9 protein-coding genes are annotated in these 16,344 nt (G+C 72.5%); 4 read left to right on the top strand and 5 right to left on the bottom strand.

What is annotated here, in order from left to right; genetic code table 11:
• The 3 genes from D7V93_RS18385 to D7V93_RS18375 all read right to left on the bottom strand — a co-directional run.
• On the bottom strand, positions 1-957 hold a 957-nt coding region (locus D7V93_RS18385; RefSeq protein WP_120644649.1), incomplete at its 3' end, for a sensor histidine kinase.
• A gap of 228 nt (positions 958-1,185) precedes the next feature.
• Complete coding sequence (locus D7V93_RS18380; protein WP_244237368.1) at positions 1,186-2,064, bottom strand: hypothetical protein; 879 nt, start codon at positions 2,062-2,064, stop codon at positions 1,186-1,188.
• Positions 2,065-2,418: 354 nt separating this feature from the next.
• Complete coding sequence (locus tag D7V93_RS18375) at positions 2,419-3,807, bottom strand: serine/threonine-protein kinase (RefSeq protein WP_120644645.1); 1,389 nt, start codon at positions 3,805-3,807, stop codon at positions 2,419-2,421.
• Between the two features lie 260 nt (positions 3,808-4,067).
• On the opposite strand from D7V93_RS18375, the gene D7V93_RS18370 reads away from it, so the two are divergent.
• Positions 4,068-6,332 (top strand): serine histidine kinase EspA, encoded by a 2,265-nt coding sequence (locus D7V93_RS18370; protein WP_120644648.1) that lies wholly within the window; start codon positions 4,068-4,070, stop codon positions 6,330-6,332.
• The gene (locus tag D7V93_RS18365) at positions 6,329-8,134 is read left to right on the top strand and encodes an OPT/YSL family transporter (RefSeq protein WP_120644644.1); all 1,806 of its coding nucleotides are present in this window, start codon (positions 6,329-6,331) and stop codon (positions 8,132-8,134) included. Before D7V93_RS18370 ends, D7V93_RS18365 begins: the two co-directional genes overlap by 4 nt.
• A gap of 9 nt (positions 8,135-8,143) precedes the next feature.
• Here D7V93_RS18365 and D7V93_RS18360 read toward each other — a convergent pair whose 3' ends face one another.
• Positions 8,144-12,061 carry a serine/threonine-protein kinase gene (locus D7V93_RS18360; RefSeq protein ID WP_244237367.1) on the bottom strand — a complete coding sequence of 1,306 codons (3,918 nt, stop codon included), beginning with the start codon at positions 12,059-12,061 and terminating at the stop codon, positions 8,144-8,146.
• Between the two features lie 367 nt (positions 12,062-12,428).
• Between D7V93_RS18360 and D7V93_RS18355 the strand changes: the two genes are divergently transcribed.
• Together D7V93_RS18355 and D7V93_RS18350 are read left to right on the top strand one after the other, a co-directional pair.
• Positions 12,429-14,099, top strand: a complete 1,671-nt coding sequence (locus D7V93_RS18355; RefSeq protein ID WP_147451223.1) for a hypothetical protein — start codon at positions 12,429-12,431, stop codon at positions 14,097-14,099.
• Between the two features lie 9 nt (positions 14,100-14,108).
• Complete coding sequence (locus tag D7V93_RS18350; protein WP_147451222.1) at positions 14,109-14,879, top strand: hypothetical protein; 771 nt, start codon at positions 14,109-14,111, stop codon at positions 14,877-14,879.
• Between the two features lie 22 nt (positions 14,880-14,901).
• On the opposite strand, the gene D7V93_RS18345 is transcribed toward D7V93_RS18350, so the two are convergent.
• Positions 14,902-16,344, bottom strand: a 1,443-nt coding sequence (locus tag D7V93_RS18345; protein ID WP_244237366.1) for a Do family serine endopeptidase, incomplete at its 5' end; no start/stop codon positions are given.

Here is a 16,344-nt window from a genome sequence, read left to right as displayed (position 1 = left end):
CGCGACGGGCAGGCACACGCGGAAGATGCTGCCCTGGCCGGGGGCGCTCTCCATCGTCAGCGTCCCGCCCAGCGAGGTGACGATGCCGTGGCACACCGCGAGCCCCAGGCCCGTGCCCACGCCCAGCGGCTTGGTGGTGAAGAAGGGGTCGAAGATGCGCTCGCGGTGCTCGGGCGCGATGCCGCAGCCGGTGTCGCGCACCTCCACCAGCACGTGGCCGGGCTCTCCGGGGCGGGCCACCACGCGCACCTCGTTGCCCTCCGCGTTGCCCGGCGGGATGGACTGCGCCGCGTTGAGCAGCAGGTTCAGGAACACCTGGCCCAGCCTGGAGCCGTTGCCCTGCACCGGCGGCACGCCGTCGCACTCCACCACCAGACGCGCCCGGTGCCGCAGCTCGTGCATGGCCATCTTCGCCGCCGTGCGCACCACCGAGGCCAGCTCCGCGGGGCCGCTGCCCACGTCCTCCGCGCGCGACAGCGTCTGCAGGTCGCGCACGATGAGCCGGATGCGCTCCGCGCCGTCGCGCGTCTCCGCCAGCGCCTCCAATATCTCCTGCCGGTCCTGCTCCGACAGCCGCTCCTTCTGCTGCAGCTCCTGGTGGATGTACTCCAGGTTGCTCAGGATGAAGGCCAGCGGGTTGTTGATTTCATGGCCCACGCCCGCCGCGATGCGCCCCAGGGCGATGAGCCGGTCGGCGAAGAGCAACTGGGCCTGCGTGGCGTGCAGCTGCTCCAGGCTGCTGGACAGCTTCGCGTTGGCCGACTCCAGCGCCGCGGTCCGCTCGCGCACCGTCTCTTCCAGCAGGAGGTTGTCCGCGTGGGGCGTGCCCCGTCCGGAGCGCAGGCCGCCATGGATGCCGGAGCCGGGCCCGCTGTCGAGCCCGGAGAACGCCTGGCGCAGCATGCCCCGCCGTCGCGTCAGCGCCGTCAACCGCTCGACTTTCGCTCGTAACGTCATCGCGGCCCGCTCCAACACCCGCGCCCGGCACCGCTCCTCGTGGCGGTGGCGCGAAGGGCATCCAACACCGCTCACTCTCGCCGGGCAAGGTGCGCGGAGTCGCGCCGCTGTTGATTCGACAACGCTGGGGCGCGGGGTGGGGGACGCCGCACGCCCGGATGCTCGGGCACGGGCCCCTGGGAGGAGGCCGTGCGTGCCCGGTGCCTGGGGGAGGGCTTCAGGGAATCATCAGCCGCAGGTGCCGCAGTCCGCCTTGCAGCTGTCCGCGGTGAGGCCGGTGCCGCAGTGCTCGGTGAACTGGCAGGTGCCGTCGCCGCAGCGGTACAGCTCCTGGGGCTGCACGCGCGTGGTGAGGGCCGGGTACGTCTTCCCGTTGTACGTGCACTGCGTGAAGTAGGGCTGGCTGGGGTCGGTCTTGGTGCAGAACTGCGCGCAGCTGCCCACGTTGGTGATGGGCGCGCAGGTGTCCCCCTTCAGCGTCAGGCCGCAGGCGCGCGTCGTGCTCTCCGCCGAGGAGAAGTCGCGATCCCGCGCGGCGAAGAGGCCGTCCGTCGTGAAGAGGTTGCCGAAGAAGCACGCCTCACGCTCGCTGAACGTCGCCAGCTCCTGCGTGGAGTAGGCCAGCGGCGTGCCCGTGGCGGTGCGGCCCAGCACCGACAGCGAGATGTGCAGGCCGAACTTGTTCGCGTGCGCCGCGAGGCACGCGCTCACCGACTGCTGCTCGGCCACCGTCGCGGGCTGTCCCGCCGCCCAGCCCGGCGCGAGCCCCAGGTTGCCCTGCCACGTGTAGGTCGTCCCGGTGGCGGTGTGCACGAAGGTCCGCGTCTGCCCGGCGGGCACCGCGCACTTCACCATGTACGCCATCAGCGTGGGCGCCGTGGACGTGTTCGCGTTGAACCAGTCGTTGAAGCCGTTGGTGGAGAGCCCGTTCGTCGACAGCCCGTTGGTGGAGAGCCCGTTGGTGGAGAGCCCGTTGGTGGAGAGCCCGTTCGTCGACAGCCCGTTGTCCACCGTCTGCGCCTGATCCACCGTGGCCCACGCCGCGTCGGAAGCGCCGTCCAGGGCCGCGCCACCGCAACCCACGAGGGCCAGCAGGGCCCCCGTCAGCAATACCGCCTTCAGGGGTGGGCGTGAGGCACTCCGGTTCCACCACTTGCTGCATCCACTTCCAGGCTGAAAAGCAGGGGTGAGGCGCATGTAGGGGCTCCCGCTCAAGGGAAGTCGGACGACCGACCTCCAGAATGTCAGGTAGTCCCGGGATTTACCTAGAAAGGTGCCGGAACTGTCAGACAGGGGAATCGTGACGGATTCACGATCAGAAAGAAATACGTCACCTTCAAAAAATTATGGTGTAGGTCCAATTATCGCGCAAGCAGAGGTGTGCCTGTGAAGGGATTGGAACTACAGCGAATGCGGGAGTGCGGAGGCGGGGGGAGGGGGCGGCACAGCGGGAAAGACGACTCAATGCAGGGGGGAATTGTCGAGCAGCAGCGAGGCGGGGCGGGTGACGGCGAAGCCACCCGGATCTCTTACGTTCCAGGTTGCCACATGCGTCACAGGGCCGCCTACCACCTCGGCCTCGTCGGCCTCGCCGCGGGTCTCCGCCTCGCCATGGTGGAGACAGAGGTGGACGCGGGCGTGGGCGGCCTCCGCCAGCCGCTGGGCCTCCGCGTGCAGTTCGCGCAGGGCCTCCAGCGTGGCGGCGGGCGCGGTGTCCGCGGAGAGGGGCCGCACGCCCAGCAGCGCCGTGCCGGTCTGGAGCGCCAGGAGGAAGCCGCGCGTGCGCAGGCCCTGCTCCAGCGTGTCCAGCACCACGGCGAGCGCGGCGTAGACGGTGTCGTCGTCCAGGTCGCTGGCCGGCAGCACCACCTCCGCGTGCACGGCGAGCACGTCGCGCGTCTGGCCCTCCACCTGGCCGGGCTCCTCGGCGGCCTCTCGCAGCGCGGTGAGGAAGGCGCTCACGCTGGGGTAGCGGCGGCTGGCGTCCTTGTCCAGGCAGCGCAGCACCACCGCGTCCATGCCGGGTGACACCGGCGCGCGGACGCTGGGGCGCGGCGGCGGGGCCTCCAGGTGCATCCGCTCCAGCTCCAGCCGGTCCTCGGACTGGAACGGGTAGCGCCCGGTGAGCAGCTGGTGCAGCAGCACGCCCAGCGCGTACACGTCCGTGGGCGGCCCGATGCGGCCTCCGCGGAACTGCTCGGGCGCCATGGCGTGCGCGGTGCCCAGGCGCTGGCCGGCGGTGGTGAGCCCCTCCTGGCCGGGCTCCTGCTGGATGAGCTTCGCGATGCCGAAGTCGAGCAGCTTCAGCCGGGGCTTCTCCCCCTCCTCCACGACGAGGATGTTGCTGGACTTCAGGTCGCGGTGGACGACGCCCGCGCGGTGCGCCGCCTCCAGCGCGCCGCAGATGGGCTCCAGGTACGCCAGCGCGCGCGACGCGGACAGCCGCCCGCGCTCCTGCACCACCTGGCTCAGGGTGCGCCCCGACAAGAGCTCCATGACGTAGTACGGGCTGCCGTCCGGCATCAGGCCGAAGTCGTACACGTCCACGATGTTGGGGTGGTGGATCTGGTTCACCACGCGCGCCTCGCGCACGAAGCGCTGGAGCATCTCCCCCTGGTCGGCCAGGTGCGCGTGCAGCACCTTCACCGCGGCCAGCCGCCCCAGGATGCGGTGCTCCGCCTCATAGACGCTGCCGTGGCCGCCGGCGGCCAGCATCGACTTGAGTACGTATTCGCCCGCGAGCGTGCCCGGGCCGCGCTCGGAACGGATGGGTGTGTCGAGCGCCTTGTCCGTGGCGCTCGCGGCTGCGCGCGCCTGGATGCGGAAGGTGCTCTCGGAGTCCGCCGCCATGAATGGCCCCACCCTACCATCCACCGGGTGGGTCGCGGCGAGGCGCGCCCGGATGCTCCCCTGCCTGCTCGTTTGCCCGTTCACCAGCAGTCAGCCCTCCTACCCTCCTGGTGGAAGGGACGTTCATTGGAAGCCGTTGGGGTATGGTTGCGAACCGGGCCGAGGCTTCAGGCCCTCACGGAGCGCGGCGTCATGCACGACAGGCGGCGACGAGATTGCCGGCCCGAGCGCAGGAGAACGCCGGGGGGCTGGCATACATGATGACGTTGTTGGACGAGCTCACGACCTGCGCGGGCCAGTCGGTGACGGCTCCGTCCTCGACCGGGGCGTGCCTCATCCTCATCAGCACCACGACGCCAGCGGCCATCGGCAAGGCGTACCGGCTGGAGCCGGGCGAGCACGTCATCGGTCGCGGCTCCGAGGCGGAGGTGCGCATCGACGACCACGGCGTGTCGCGCAAGCACGCGCGCATCCGCCGCGCCGCCGACGGGACCTGTCACGTCACCGACCTGGAATCCACCAACGGTACGTTCCTCAACGGCCTGCCGGTGTCCACCGCGGAGCTGCATGAGGGGGACCGGCTCCAGGTGGGCACCGTCACGGTGTTCCGCTTCTCCCGGCGCGAGGTGCTGGAGCAGCGCGAGGAGCAGCTGCGCCAGGCGCTCTCCGCGGCGCGCGTGGGCATCTGGGACTGGAACGCGAAGAGCGGGCAGGTGACGTGGAGCGAGCACGTGGACCGGCTCCTGGGACTGGCGGTGGGCAAGCTGTCCGGCCGCGCCATGGACCTGGAGGAGGTGGTGCACCCGGCGGACCTGCCCAGGCTTCGCGCGGGGCTCGCGACGGCGCTCCAGCAGCGGTCGCAGGTGGACGTGGAGTACCGCATCGAGCCCGCGGGCAGCGGCTACCGCTGGATTTCGTGCAAGGGCGACGTGCTCCTCGACGCCGCCGGGCACCCCGCGCGGGTGACGGGCACGGTGATGGACATCACCGCGCGCAAGCAGGCGGAGCAGGAGCTGCACCGGCAGGCGCTCATCTTCGAGAGCATCTCCGACGGCGTCGTCATCACGGACCTGGCGGGCGGCGTCATCGACTGGAACACCAGCGCGGAGCGGATGTTCGGCCGCAGCCGCAAGGAGGCCATGGGCCAGACGCTCTTCAGCGTGCTGCACCCGGGCGAGCAGGACCGGCTGACGGGCGCCATCCTCACCGCGCTGGAGGTGCACGGGCGCTGGTCCGGAGAGCTGGAGTTCCGGCGCGACGACGGCATGGCGTGCGTCTGCGAGTCGGTGGTGGTGCCGCTGCGCGACGCCGAGGGGCGCATCATCGCCAACATCATGGTGCACCGCGACCTGTCCGAGCGCCGGCAGCTCCAGGCGCGGCTGGTGGTGGCGGACCGGCTCGCGAGTGTGGGCACGCTGGGCGCGGGCGTGGCGCATGAAATCAACAACCCGCTGGCCTACATGCTGGTGAACCTGCACCTCATCCGCGAGGGGCTGGACAAGCTGGAGACGCAAGGCGCGCCCGCGGAGCCGGTGGCCGCCATCCAGCAGCTCGTGCGCGAGACGACCGAGGGCGCCGAGCGCATCGCCACCATCGTGCGGGACTTGAAGGTCTTCGCGCGCGGCGAGCAGGAGTCGCGGCCGATGCCGGTGGACGTCCGGCGCTCCGTGGAGCTGGCGTGCAAGATGGCGGACAACGTCATCCGTCACCGCGCGCGGCTTGTTACCGAATTTGAACCGGTGCCCGCGGTGGAGGCGAGCGAGGCGCGGCTGTGCCAGGTGTTCCTCAACCTGCTGCTCAACGCGGCGCAGGCCATTCCGGAGGACCCCACCTCCGTCACGGAGCACGAGATTCGCGCCATCATCCGCCAGGGCGAGCCCGGCCGGGTGGTGGTGGAGGTGCGCGACACCGGCGTGGGCATGACGCCCGAGGTGCTGGGGCGCATCTTCGACCCGTTCTTCACCACCAAGGCGGTGGGCGTGGGCACGGGGCTGGGGCTGTCCATCTGCCACGGCATCATCGAATCCATGGGCGGCTCCATCCAGGCGGAGAGCGTGCCGGGGCAGGGCAGCACCTTCCGCGTCATCCTCCGCTCGGCGCTGCACGAACCGGACGTGTATCCGCGCCTGTCGGCGGCGGCGCAGCCGGGGGCGCGCGCTCGCATCCTGGTGGTGGATGACGAGCCCAACGTGACGGTGGCCCTGCAGCGCTCGCTGGCGACGGAGCACGAGGTGGCCACGGCCAACAGCGCGCAGGCGGCGCTGCGGCTGGTGAACGAGGGCGGCCGCTTCGACCTCATCCTCTGCGACGTGATGATGCCGGGGATGACGGGCATGGACCTGTACTTCGAGCTGGGGCGCTCCGTGCCGGAGCAGGCCGGGCGCATGGTGTTCATGACGGGCGGGGCCTTCACGCCGCGCACGGTGTCCTTCCTGCGCGATGTCCCGAACCTCAAGCTGAGCAAGCCCCTGGACCTGACGCAGCTGCGGGAGTTGGTGGGGCGCTCGGCGGAGGCTGGTCGATGAGCTCCCCCGCCGGTCACCCCGCGGCTCCTCCCGAGGCCGCGGTGGGGCCGGAAGTGCCGGGGCCCGTGGTGACGAAAGTGGGCGCTCCGGCGTCCGAGGGCCGTGAGTGGACGGCGCGGTCCCTGGGGATGGGGCTGCTCATCGGCGCGCTGCTGGCCGTCACCAACCTCTACATGGGGATGAAGACGGGCTGGTGGGACAGCGGCTCCATCACCGCGACGGTGCTGGGGTTCAGCGGCCTGTCGGCCTACGGGCGCAGGCGGGGCGTGCCGTACACGCCGCTGGAGAACAACCTCACGCAGACGGCCGCGTCGGCGGTGGGCGCGATGCCCGCGGCGGCGGGCCTGCTGGGCGCGCTGCCGGCGCTCGCGCTGCTGGGCGTGGCGGTGCCGGGCTGGGGCATCGCGGCCTGGGGCCTCGTGCTGGGCACGGTGGGCGTGCTGGTGGCGGGGCTGTTGCGCCGGCGCCTCCTGGAGCAGGAGGCCCTGCCGTTCCCCACGGGCATCGCGACCGCGGAGCTCATCTCCACGCTGCACGCGGCCAGGCCCACGGAAGCGCGGGACACGCCCGCGGCGCGGGGCCGGACGCTGGTGGGCGCGGGCCTGCTGGCCATGGGCGTGACGTGGCTGCGGGATGCGCGTGGGGCGCTGCCCGCGATGGTGGGCCTGCCGGGCAGCGTGGGCGGCACGCCGCTCTCGTCGCTGACGTGGGGCGTGGGCATGAGCCCCATGTTGTTGGCGGTGGGGATGATGACGGGGTTGCAGCTCGCGCTGAGCATGCTGCTGGGCGCGGGCGTGGCCTGGGGCGTGCTCGCGCCCGTGCTGCTCCGCGTGGGCGTCGTGACGGGGGCGGGCTATGAGTCGCTGTCCGCGTGGCTGACCTGGCCCGGCGTGGGGTTGATGGTGGGCGCGGCGGTGGTGTCGCTCGGCGCGCAGGCGCGGGACTTCCTGAGCGCGGCGAGGGACCTGCGTTCGGTGGGGGCGAACCGGAGCGGCCTGCCCCGGTGGACGCTGGGCGTGGCGGCGGTCGCGTGCGTGCTGGCGGTGGTGCTGGGCGGGGTGCTGTTCGGGCTGGGCGTGCCGTCCATGCTGCTGGCGCTCATGCTGCTGGTGCCCCTGTGCGCGGTGTGCGCCCGGGGTGCGGGGCAGACGGACGTTTCACCGGTGACCCAGGTGGGCAACCTCACGCAGGTCGTCTTCGGCGGCGTGCATCCCGGGGCTCTGGCGCCCAACGTGGCGGCGGGTTCGGTCGTGGCGGGCGCGGCGGCGCAGACGGGCGTGAGCCTGTGGTCGCTCAAGGCCGGGCACCTGCTGGGGGCTTCGGTGTCGCGGCAGCTCGCCGCGCAGTTGGTGGGCGTCGTGGTGGGCGCGGTGGTGACGGTGCCGGCCTACCTGCTGCTGGTGGAGGCGTATGGGCTGGGCACGGCCTCGCTGCCGGTGCCCGCGGCGGCGCAGTTCCGCGCGGTGGCGGAGGTGTCCGTGCGCGGGCTGGCCGGGCTGCCGCCGCACGCGGGCGTGGGCGCGCTGGTGGGGTGTCTGGTGGGCGCGGTGTTGACGCTGGCGTCGCGGGGCAAGGCCGCGCGGTGGCTGCCGTCGCCGGTGGCGATGGGCATCGGCTTCATCACACCGGCCTTCTACGCGGTGACGCTGTGCCTGGGCGCGGGGCTGGCGGCGATGGCTCGGCGGTGGTCTCCGAAGGTCACCGACGACCACGTGCCCGCGGTGGGTTCGGGCGCGCTGGTGGGTGAGTCGCTGATGGGGCTCATCATCGCCGCGACGACGGCGCTCCAGCGGTCGGTGTAGCGCGGGCTGCTACGCGGCGGGCGTGAGGTCGCGCACGCGCTCCAGTGAGCGACGGATGCGGTCCTCCATGAGATTCGGCACGTGCGCCGCGCGCGCCAGCGCTTCTCCCAGGGCGAGCATCGCCTCGGCGAAGTCGCCCCGGCGCCACGCCGCGAGGCCCATCATCTCCAGCACCTCGAGCGGCTCCTGCTCCACGGACACCTGGGCGGAGCGCTCGCGCAGCGCGTGCCACTCCTCGGCCGTCGCGTCGCGGGCGGTCAGCTCCACCATGGAGAAGAGCACCTCCTCCGACGGGCTCAGGTTCACGCCGTGCCGGCTGTTGGCCATCGTCTGCCGCACCTGCGCGAGCAGCTCGCGCGCCCGGTCATGCCGACCCGTCCATGCCATGGCGCGGGCCTGGAGCAGCAGGGCCCACGGACGGTGCGCCACCTCCGGATGCCGGCGCTCCAGCACGATGGCGCGGGCGATGTGCGGCGCGGCCGCTTCCACGTCACCGGCCTGGTAGTACAGCTCGCCCATGTTGTGCTCGGCGAAGTACTCCCAGCCCACGACGCCCAGCTCGCGCCCCAGTTGCATGAAGCGCTCCTGGTCCTTCAGCGCGTGCGTCAGGTCCCTCCGGGCCACCCACAGGTTGCGGCGGTTGTTGATGGCCGAGCCCAGGTGGAAGCGGTCTCCGCGCTCCGTGCACGCGCTGATGACCTCGTCCATCACGCGCTCGGCGCCGTCGATGTCGCCCAGGTTGGGGAGGATGACGGCCATCAGCAGCAGCGCCACCACCAGCGTCTCGTAGCCCGCGTCTCCCAGCTTGCGAGCGCGCTCCGCGGCGGCCTCCAGCGGCATGAGCGCGTCCAGCCACTCGCCCTTGCGGAACTGCGCGCGGCCCAGCGCCAGCAGCAGCCGCGCCTGGACGTACGGAGACGTCACCGTCTCCGAAAGATGCTGCGCCTCCTGGGCCCGCTCCTCGCTGCGCGCGTAGTCGTTCACCCAGTCGAGCGCCATGGCCTCGTCGAGCAGCAGCTCCACCACCGCGCGCGAATCACCCACGCCCCGGGCCCGGTCCCTCGCGATGGCGAAGTCCGTGAGCGAGTCCTCGTACCGGCCGATGCGGTAGCGCATCAGGCCCCGGCCTCTGAGCGCGGTGAGGCAGCGCAGCTCGTCCTCGGGCTCCAGCAGCTCCAGGGCGCGCGTGTACATGGCCTCCGCGTCGAGGAAGGCGTGACGGCCGCGCGCGGACTCCGCCAGGTCGATGGTCAGCGCCGCCGCCTCGTCGCGCAGGCCGGCCGCCGCCGCGTGCAGCGCCAGCCGGGCCAGCCGCTGGCGCTCCTGCGAACCCGCCGGGCTCAGGTAGTGGCGGTAGGCGGCGCGGTGGATCCGCACCTTCTCCTCGGCGGGCAGGCCCGCGACGACGGCCTCGCGCACCAGCTCGTTGCGGAAGCTCAGGCCCTCCAGCCGGTGCTCCACGAGCAGCCCCGAGTCCAACAGCCGCCGCGTCGCATGGCCCACGTCCAGCGGGAACTGCGCCGCGGCACCGTCGCGCTCCAATTCGCGCACCACGCCGTCCGCGGCGGTGGCGGTGAAGGCCGCGCCCAGGAGCGCGCACAGGCGGGCGTGCGCGGCGAGCGCCGGAGGCAGCGCGCCCAACTCGCGGTCCGCGAGCCACTCCACCAGCCGCAGCTCCGGCACGCGGTCCAGCTCGTCGGTGACGAGGTACCAGTTGCCGCCGGGCGAGCGCTGACGCACGAGCCCCTGGCGCTTCAGGCCGCGCACCAGCTCCACGAGGAACAGGGGCACGCGCTGCGCGCGCTCGACGATGCGCTCCACCGCCTGCGCGGGCACGTTCTCCACCGGCTTGAGCAGCGCGCGGCACAGCGCCTGCGCGTCGCCCGACGTGAGGCCGGACAGGGGCAGCTCCAGCTGCCGCGCGGCGCGGGCGCCCCAGGACGGGCGGCTCTGCTCGAAGCCCGGGCGCACCAGCACGCAGACCCACAGCGGCACGCGCGTCTCCGCGAGGGCCGCGTACTCCAGCGCGTCCAGCGCCGTCTCCTCCGCGAAGTGCGCGTCGTCCACGACGAGGCACAGGGGCCGCTCGCGGGCGCTCGCCGCCAGCAGCTCACCCGTGGCGCGCAGGGCCAGGGAGCGCAGCGCGCCCGGGGCCGCGGCCCAGCTGTGCAGCTCCGGCCCGCCGGGCGCGTACCACCCGAGCGTCGCGGCCACGCCCGGCCACAGCTCCATGCCCAGCCGGTTCCCCAGCCGGTCGAGGATGGCGGTGCGGCCATCCTCCTGCGTGTCGGTGTCGTCGTGGTCGAAGCCGTGCAGCGCGACGCGCAGCAGCGTGCGCAGCGTGCCTTCCGGGTCACCCTGCACGGGCTCGCGGGCGCGCATGGAGTAGACGCGGGCGTGGGGCAGCGCGGCCCTGAGGCGCAGCGCGAGCGTGGCGGCCAGGTGGCTCTTGCCATGGCCCCGGTCGCCCTTCACGGTGACGACGGTGGGCGCCGCTTCCGACACCGCGCCCCGGGCGCTCTCCAGCAGGCTCTCCAGCTCCGCGTCGCGACCCAGCAGCACCGCGCTGCCCAACTGCAGCACGGTGACCTCCGGCCGGGGCGCGGCGCCCGGAGGCGCGGGGCGCATCAGGCCCGAGCGTCCCGGCACCGGCAGGCACGGCACTTCCGGCACGGCCTCCGCGGCGGCGTGGGACAACAGCAGGCCGCGCGTCTCCGGGACGGAGGGGTAGCGGTCCTCGCGCGCGAAGATGGCGCTCAGGTAGCGGGGCGCGCCATCCAGCCGGCGCTGCACGGTGACGGTGGCCACGTCCACGAGCGCGGCGGGGGCGAGTCCCCGGTCGGCCAGCCCCTCCGCGGCGCGCAGGGCACGGCGCACGGGGTTCTCACCCACGTCCGGGTCGAAGACGCCGGCGAAGCGCGCGCCGTCGGTGAAGGCCATGTGGCCTCCGTAGGCGGCGAGCGCCTTCTGCACCGCCACGGGGTTCGCGCGCGAGGCGAGGAACAGCACCGCCACCGAGCGGCGCGTCTGGGCGGGGCGCGCGTCGGGCAGGACGGTGAGGCGGGGCGCGGGCTGCACCGCGGCCTGGCCCGCGTGCTCCAGCGCCACGCGCAGCGCCTGGGCCACGGCGGCCGCGTCGCGGGGACGGCGCGCGGGCTCCTTGGCCAGACACCGCAGCACGACCTCCTCCACCGACGGCGCCACCGGGGCGTACTCCGAGGGAGGCGGAGGCCGCAGCGACAGGTGCGCCTGGAGCACCTCCGCGAGCGCGCCGAAGAAGGGCGGCCGGCCGGTGATGAGCTCGTAGAGGATGATGCCCAGCGCGTACACGTCCGTGCGCGCGTCGAGGGCCGCGTGGCCGGCGCACTGCTCGGGCGCCATGTACTCGGCGGTGCCGGCGAAGGAGGTGGTGTCGCCGGGCGTGCCGTCGTCCGCGGGCGCGCCGGGGGCGGGGCGCTGCACGAGGCCGAAGTCGAAGACGCGGGCCCGGCCGTGGGCGTCGTCCAGGAAGACGTGCTCGGGCTTGAGGTCGCAGTGCACGAGCCCGTGCGCGTGCACGGTGGCCACCGCGTCCAGGAGCGCGTTGGCGCGCGGGCCGAACTCCTGGGGCGCCAGCGGCCCGGATGCCTGGGCGAGCCAGTCCGCCAGGGTGGGCAGGGGCACGAACTCCATCGCGACGAAGCGCTGTCCGCCCGGCAGTGTGCCCGTCTCGTACAGCGTGGGAACGGTGGGCGGCCCGATGGCGTGCAGGGCCGCGGCCTCGCGGGTGAGCTGGGCCTCCGCGAGCGCGACGCCGGGACGGGCCAGCTTCAACGCGACGCGTTCGCTCTCGGTGCCATCGGCGGCGCGCTTGTGCGCGGCCAGCAGGATGCCGAAGCCGCCGCGCGCGATGACCTTCTCGCACCGGTAGCCCGGAACCTCGGGCACGAGGTTCGAGACATCGGACGGCAGGGTGGCGGAAGGCGGGACGCCGGGCGGGCACGGCGCGTGAGAGCCTTCCCAACGTCGCCCGCATGTGAGGCAGCGCGGCACGGGCGTCACTCTATGTCAGCGCCCCCTCGATTTCCGAACCCGGGGGTTGGTCAGTCGACGTCTGCGCGATGGAGGCGCTGGACGCCCCTCCATGCCCGGAGGGCATCCGGGCGCACTACCTCGGGAAAACGCGCGACACCTGACAGCGCGAGCGGTCGGAAGTGCAGCGGGTCGCACGCGCACCCGCTGCGTCATTTCGCACCGCGTCGCGCCGCGAATGTCAGGACTCCCTGCTAGCCCTGATCAAGCGGGAGGAGCACGCATGGACGGAGTTCGGTGGTGGCTGTGCGGCGTGGTCCTCGCCGGGCTGCTGGGAGGTGCGCGGAGCCATGCCGGTCCATTGCCGGTGGGGATGCACGGCTACGCGCGCTACCACAGCGCTTCGCCGTCATCGCTGCCGCGAGACACGGTGGGCGGAGAGGTGCTGGGGCGCTACCTCGCGTTCATCACGGAGCAGCGGGCGGCGCTGAAGAAGCCCGGCGTGACGGAGGCGGAGCGGCAGGCGGGACATGCCGCGCTGAACGACCTGCTGCTCTGGGCCTCGTCGCGGACGGAGGGGCAGCTCGCGGCGGATGCACCGCTGGAGGTGTACCTGCGGCTGAAGGTGGAGCATGCGCAGCGGCTGCGCGAGGACGGGGTGCGCCTGGCGCGGGTGGAAGTGAAGCTGGACGAGTACCACCGCTGGGCGGATGCGCGCCGACAGGCGGTGGCCGGGGCGCACTTCCGCAGGTTGGGCCGTGACGGGCTGCTCACCGAGAGCGCGCTGTACGAAGCGACGCAGCGGGCGCTGGTGGACGCGGTGCTGGACTGGGCCTACTCGCACACGCTGGACCCGGACTTCGTGCGCAAGAGCCCCAGTGAGGTGGCGCTCTACCTGCTGGCGCGCGACAGCCTGCTGGCCTCGGCGGTGGAGGCGGGCCGCAATGCGCCCCCGACGTGGGACCCGAGCCCCGAGCCTCCTGGCATTCCTCCCGAGGAGCTGGTGCTGGAGATTGCCGTGGGCCTGCTGCCCGTCGCGGGGGAAGTGGCGGACGTGACGGGCGTGGTGCTCGGGCAGAGCATCCTGGGATATCCGCTGTCGGATGGGGAGCGGCTGCTGTGCGCGGTGAGCGTGGCGCTGCCCGTGGTGTCGGGGCGGCTGCTGACGGAGGGCGCGCAGGGCGTGGCGCTCCTGACGGGTCGGAGCCTGCGCGAGGTTCAGGTGCTTCAGCGGGTGGCGCAGCACCTGTCGCCGCAGGAGGCACAGCAGATCCGTCAGGTGTTGCGCGCGGCGGGGCGCGGCGGCGCGGTGTCAGCGGAGGATGTTGCGAAGCTGCAAGCCGTGGCGAAGCGACTGGAGGGCCCACTGGCGGAAGCGGGCCGTGTGTTGGGGCAGGGCAAGCGCGTGGCCCTGGTGGGCTCGCGGGTGACAGCGGAGGGCGTGCGGTTGGTGCCGGGCAGCGCGGAGCACCTGGCGCAGGCCTGGGTGGACTACCAGTTCCGCCACCCGGCGAAGTACCGGCACTTCCAGTACGCGGTGGATCCGGAGTGGGAGCGGCTCTACCAGACGGTCATCAAGAACAAGGAGGCGGGCGGCGAGTTCGAGAAGGCCGTGCTCAAGGCGAAGGGCCAGCAGAAGAACACCGCGCTGCTGCTGCCGCCACCTGGCAGCAAGGCCCAGGGCTTCGTCCCGGACGCGGTGAAGGGCAACCCGGAGGAACTCGTGTGGGGCCAGCCCTACCACTTCGTGGAGGCCAAGGGCCGCGCGGAGATGGCTCTCACGGGCAACCTCGAGGCCATGATCAACTACGTCAAAAAATATGGAGGCTATGTCGAGGTGTATTTTCGCTCCGCGAAGCACCCAGCGGGGCCCACTCACGTGACGCGCCCCCTTGAAGATGCCTTGCGAGAACTGACCGAGGATGGCAGAGCCTTGCCTGACGTCTATCCGTGAGGCTTGCGTGTGCCGTTGAAATATCTGACGACCAAGATCAGCCTACCGCCCGTGACTCCTTCGGAAGCTGCGGTTCGCGCATTCTTCAAGAGCGCGTTTGAGGAGTACCGGTGGTTTGAACCCGCGCGATACCTCAATGAGCAGATCGACCCTCGTCGGATTGACTACGATGAGCTGGTCGCGAGGTTTCTGGAGGTTCGCAGCCTGATGGTGCTGGCGAAGACGGACCGCGACTTCTTCTTGTTCTCCGCCAGGAAGTCGGATGGGCCACCTCACGTAGGCAAGGTCACCTGGGAAGCCGCGCTCTCTCGCGCGAAGAACGCGCAGTGGCGGGCGGACCACGTGAATCAGGTCACCGCGCTGATGAAGCTGTTCAACTCACCGTTGGCCGTCTCGGCAACCTCCGAGGACACCGACCGGAAGTGTGACCAGTTCATTCCTTCGCCCTCGGGATTCGGGCAAAGGTGGACGTGGACCGTCCGTGACCCCAGCGAAGGCCTTGCCGGAGTCTTCTGGCGCAACTTCTACGGGCCGCCGTTCCTCGAGATGTTCGGAGACCGGCTGAACGCGATCCCCGAAGCCCAGCGGCGCACGGTCGCGGACGGCATCGTGCTCGTGGAGCCCTATGCCCTGCCCACCGACGCGATGACCCCTGCCGCAGACGCCGCGGAGCAACAGCTCCGCGAAGTCCTCGGGCCGGAGTGCTTCTATGACCAGGTGGCGCGCACCATGCCCCGCCGCGTGCCCGACCTGCCGCACCCGGGCGCGCTCTCCTCCTGACCTCGCGGCGGAGTCACGCGCCCTACCGCGTCGGCACTTCAATCGCACGCAACAGCCCGCCGTCCTGCCCGGGCACCCGCGCGCGCAGCAGCAGCGCCGTCCCGGGCTCGGCGGACGTCAGCGCCTGGGCGGCCTCGGCGACGCCGGACACCTTCTGGTCGCCCACCTGCATCAGCACCATGCCGGGCGCGAGCCCCGCGCGCTCCGCGGCGCTGCCGGACTCCACCGCCACCACCTGCGCGCCGCCGCTGCCGTCCTGGGCCTCCGACAGCCGCAGGCCCAGCCGCTTCGACAGCGGCGCTGGCGTCGAATCCCGGGGCGTCATCTCCTCCTCGCCCCGCTGCGTCGGCCGGGTGCCCAGCTTCACCGGCACCTCCAGGGCCTTGCCGCCGCGCACTAGGCTCACCTTCACCTCGCTGCCCGGCTTGAGCAACGCCACCGCGCGCGTCAGCGACCCGGCCGAATCCACCGCGCGCTCGCCCACCGACGTGATGACGTCCTCCTCGCGCAGGCCCGCCTTGTCACCCGGGCCGCCCGCGCTGACGCCGGCCACCACCGCGCCCTTCGCGGCCTCCACGCGCAGCGCCCGCGCCAGCTCCGGCGTGAGGTCCTGCACCGCCAGCCCCACCCAGCCCCGGCGCACCACGCCGGTCTCCTGGAGCTGCGGCAACAGCGCCTGGATGAGGTTCGCCGGCACCGCGAAGCCAATGCCCGTCGCGCCGCCGATGATGGCCGTGTTCATCCCCACCACCTCGCCCTTCATGTTGAAGAGCGGGCCGCCGGAGTTGCCCGGGTTGATGGCGGCGTCCGTCTGCAGGAAGTCGTCATAGGGGCCCGCGTGGATGTCGCGCGCCCGGGCGGACAGGATGCCCGCGCTCACGCTGGACGCGAGCCCGAACGGGTTGCCGATGGCCATCACCGGGTCGCCCACGCGCAGGCCGTCGGAGTCCCCCAGCTTCACGAAGGGCAGCGCGCCGGACACGCCCTTCAGCTGGATCAGCGCAACGTCCGTGAGCGCGTCGCGGCCCAGCACCTCCGCTTCGAACGAGCGCCCGTCCTCCAGCTTCACCCGGACCTGGTCCGCGCCCTCGACGACGTGGTTGTTGGTGAGCACCAGGCCCGCCGGGTCGATGACGAAGCCCGAACCCACCCCCTGCTTCGAGGGCGCGCCACCACCCTCACCGAAGGGGCTCTGTCCTCCCGGAAGGCCGAAGCGCTCGGCGAACCCCGGAGGCAGGCCCTGCATGCCCATCGCGGGCCGGGCCCTCGCCAGCACCTCCACGTTCACCACCGCGCCCTTCACCGTGTCCACCAGCGGCGCCAGCGACATGATCGCGGCGGGCGTGCCCGGCGCGGGCGAATAGACCGCGGGCTCCACCTTCGCGCCGGAGGGCGTGGTGGCCGTCTCCGCCGTCTTCGGCGTCCTCTCCTTCTTCAGGGACAGCGTGGGGCGGGCGGGCGTGGC

Origin of the sequence: Corallococcus llansteffanensis, assembly GCF_003612055.1 — a bacterium.
GTDB lineage: Bacteria > Myxococcota > Myxococcia > Myxococcales > Myxococcaceae > Corallococcus > Corallococcus llansteffanensis.
This window is presented reverse-complemented; position numbering and strand designations above follow the sequence as displayed.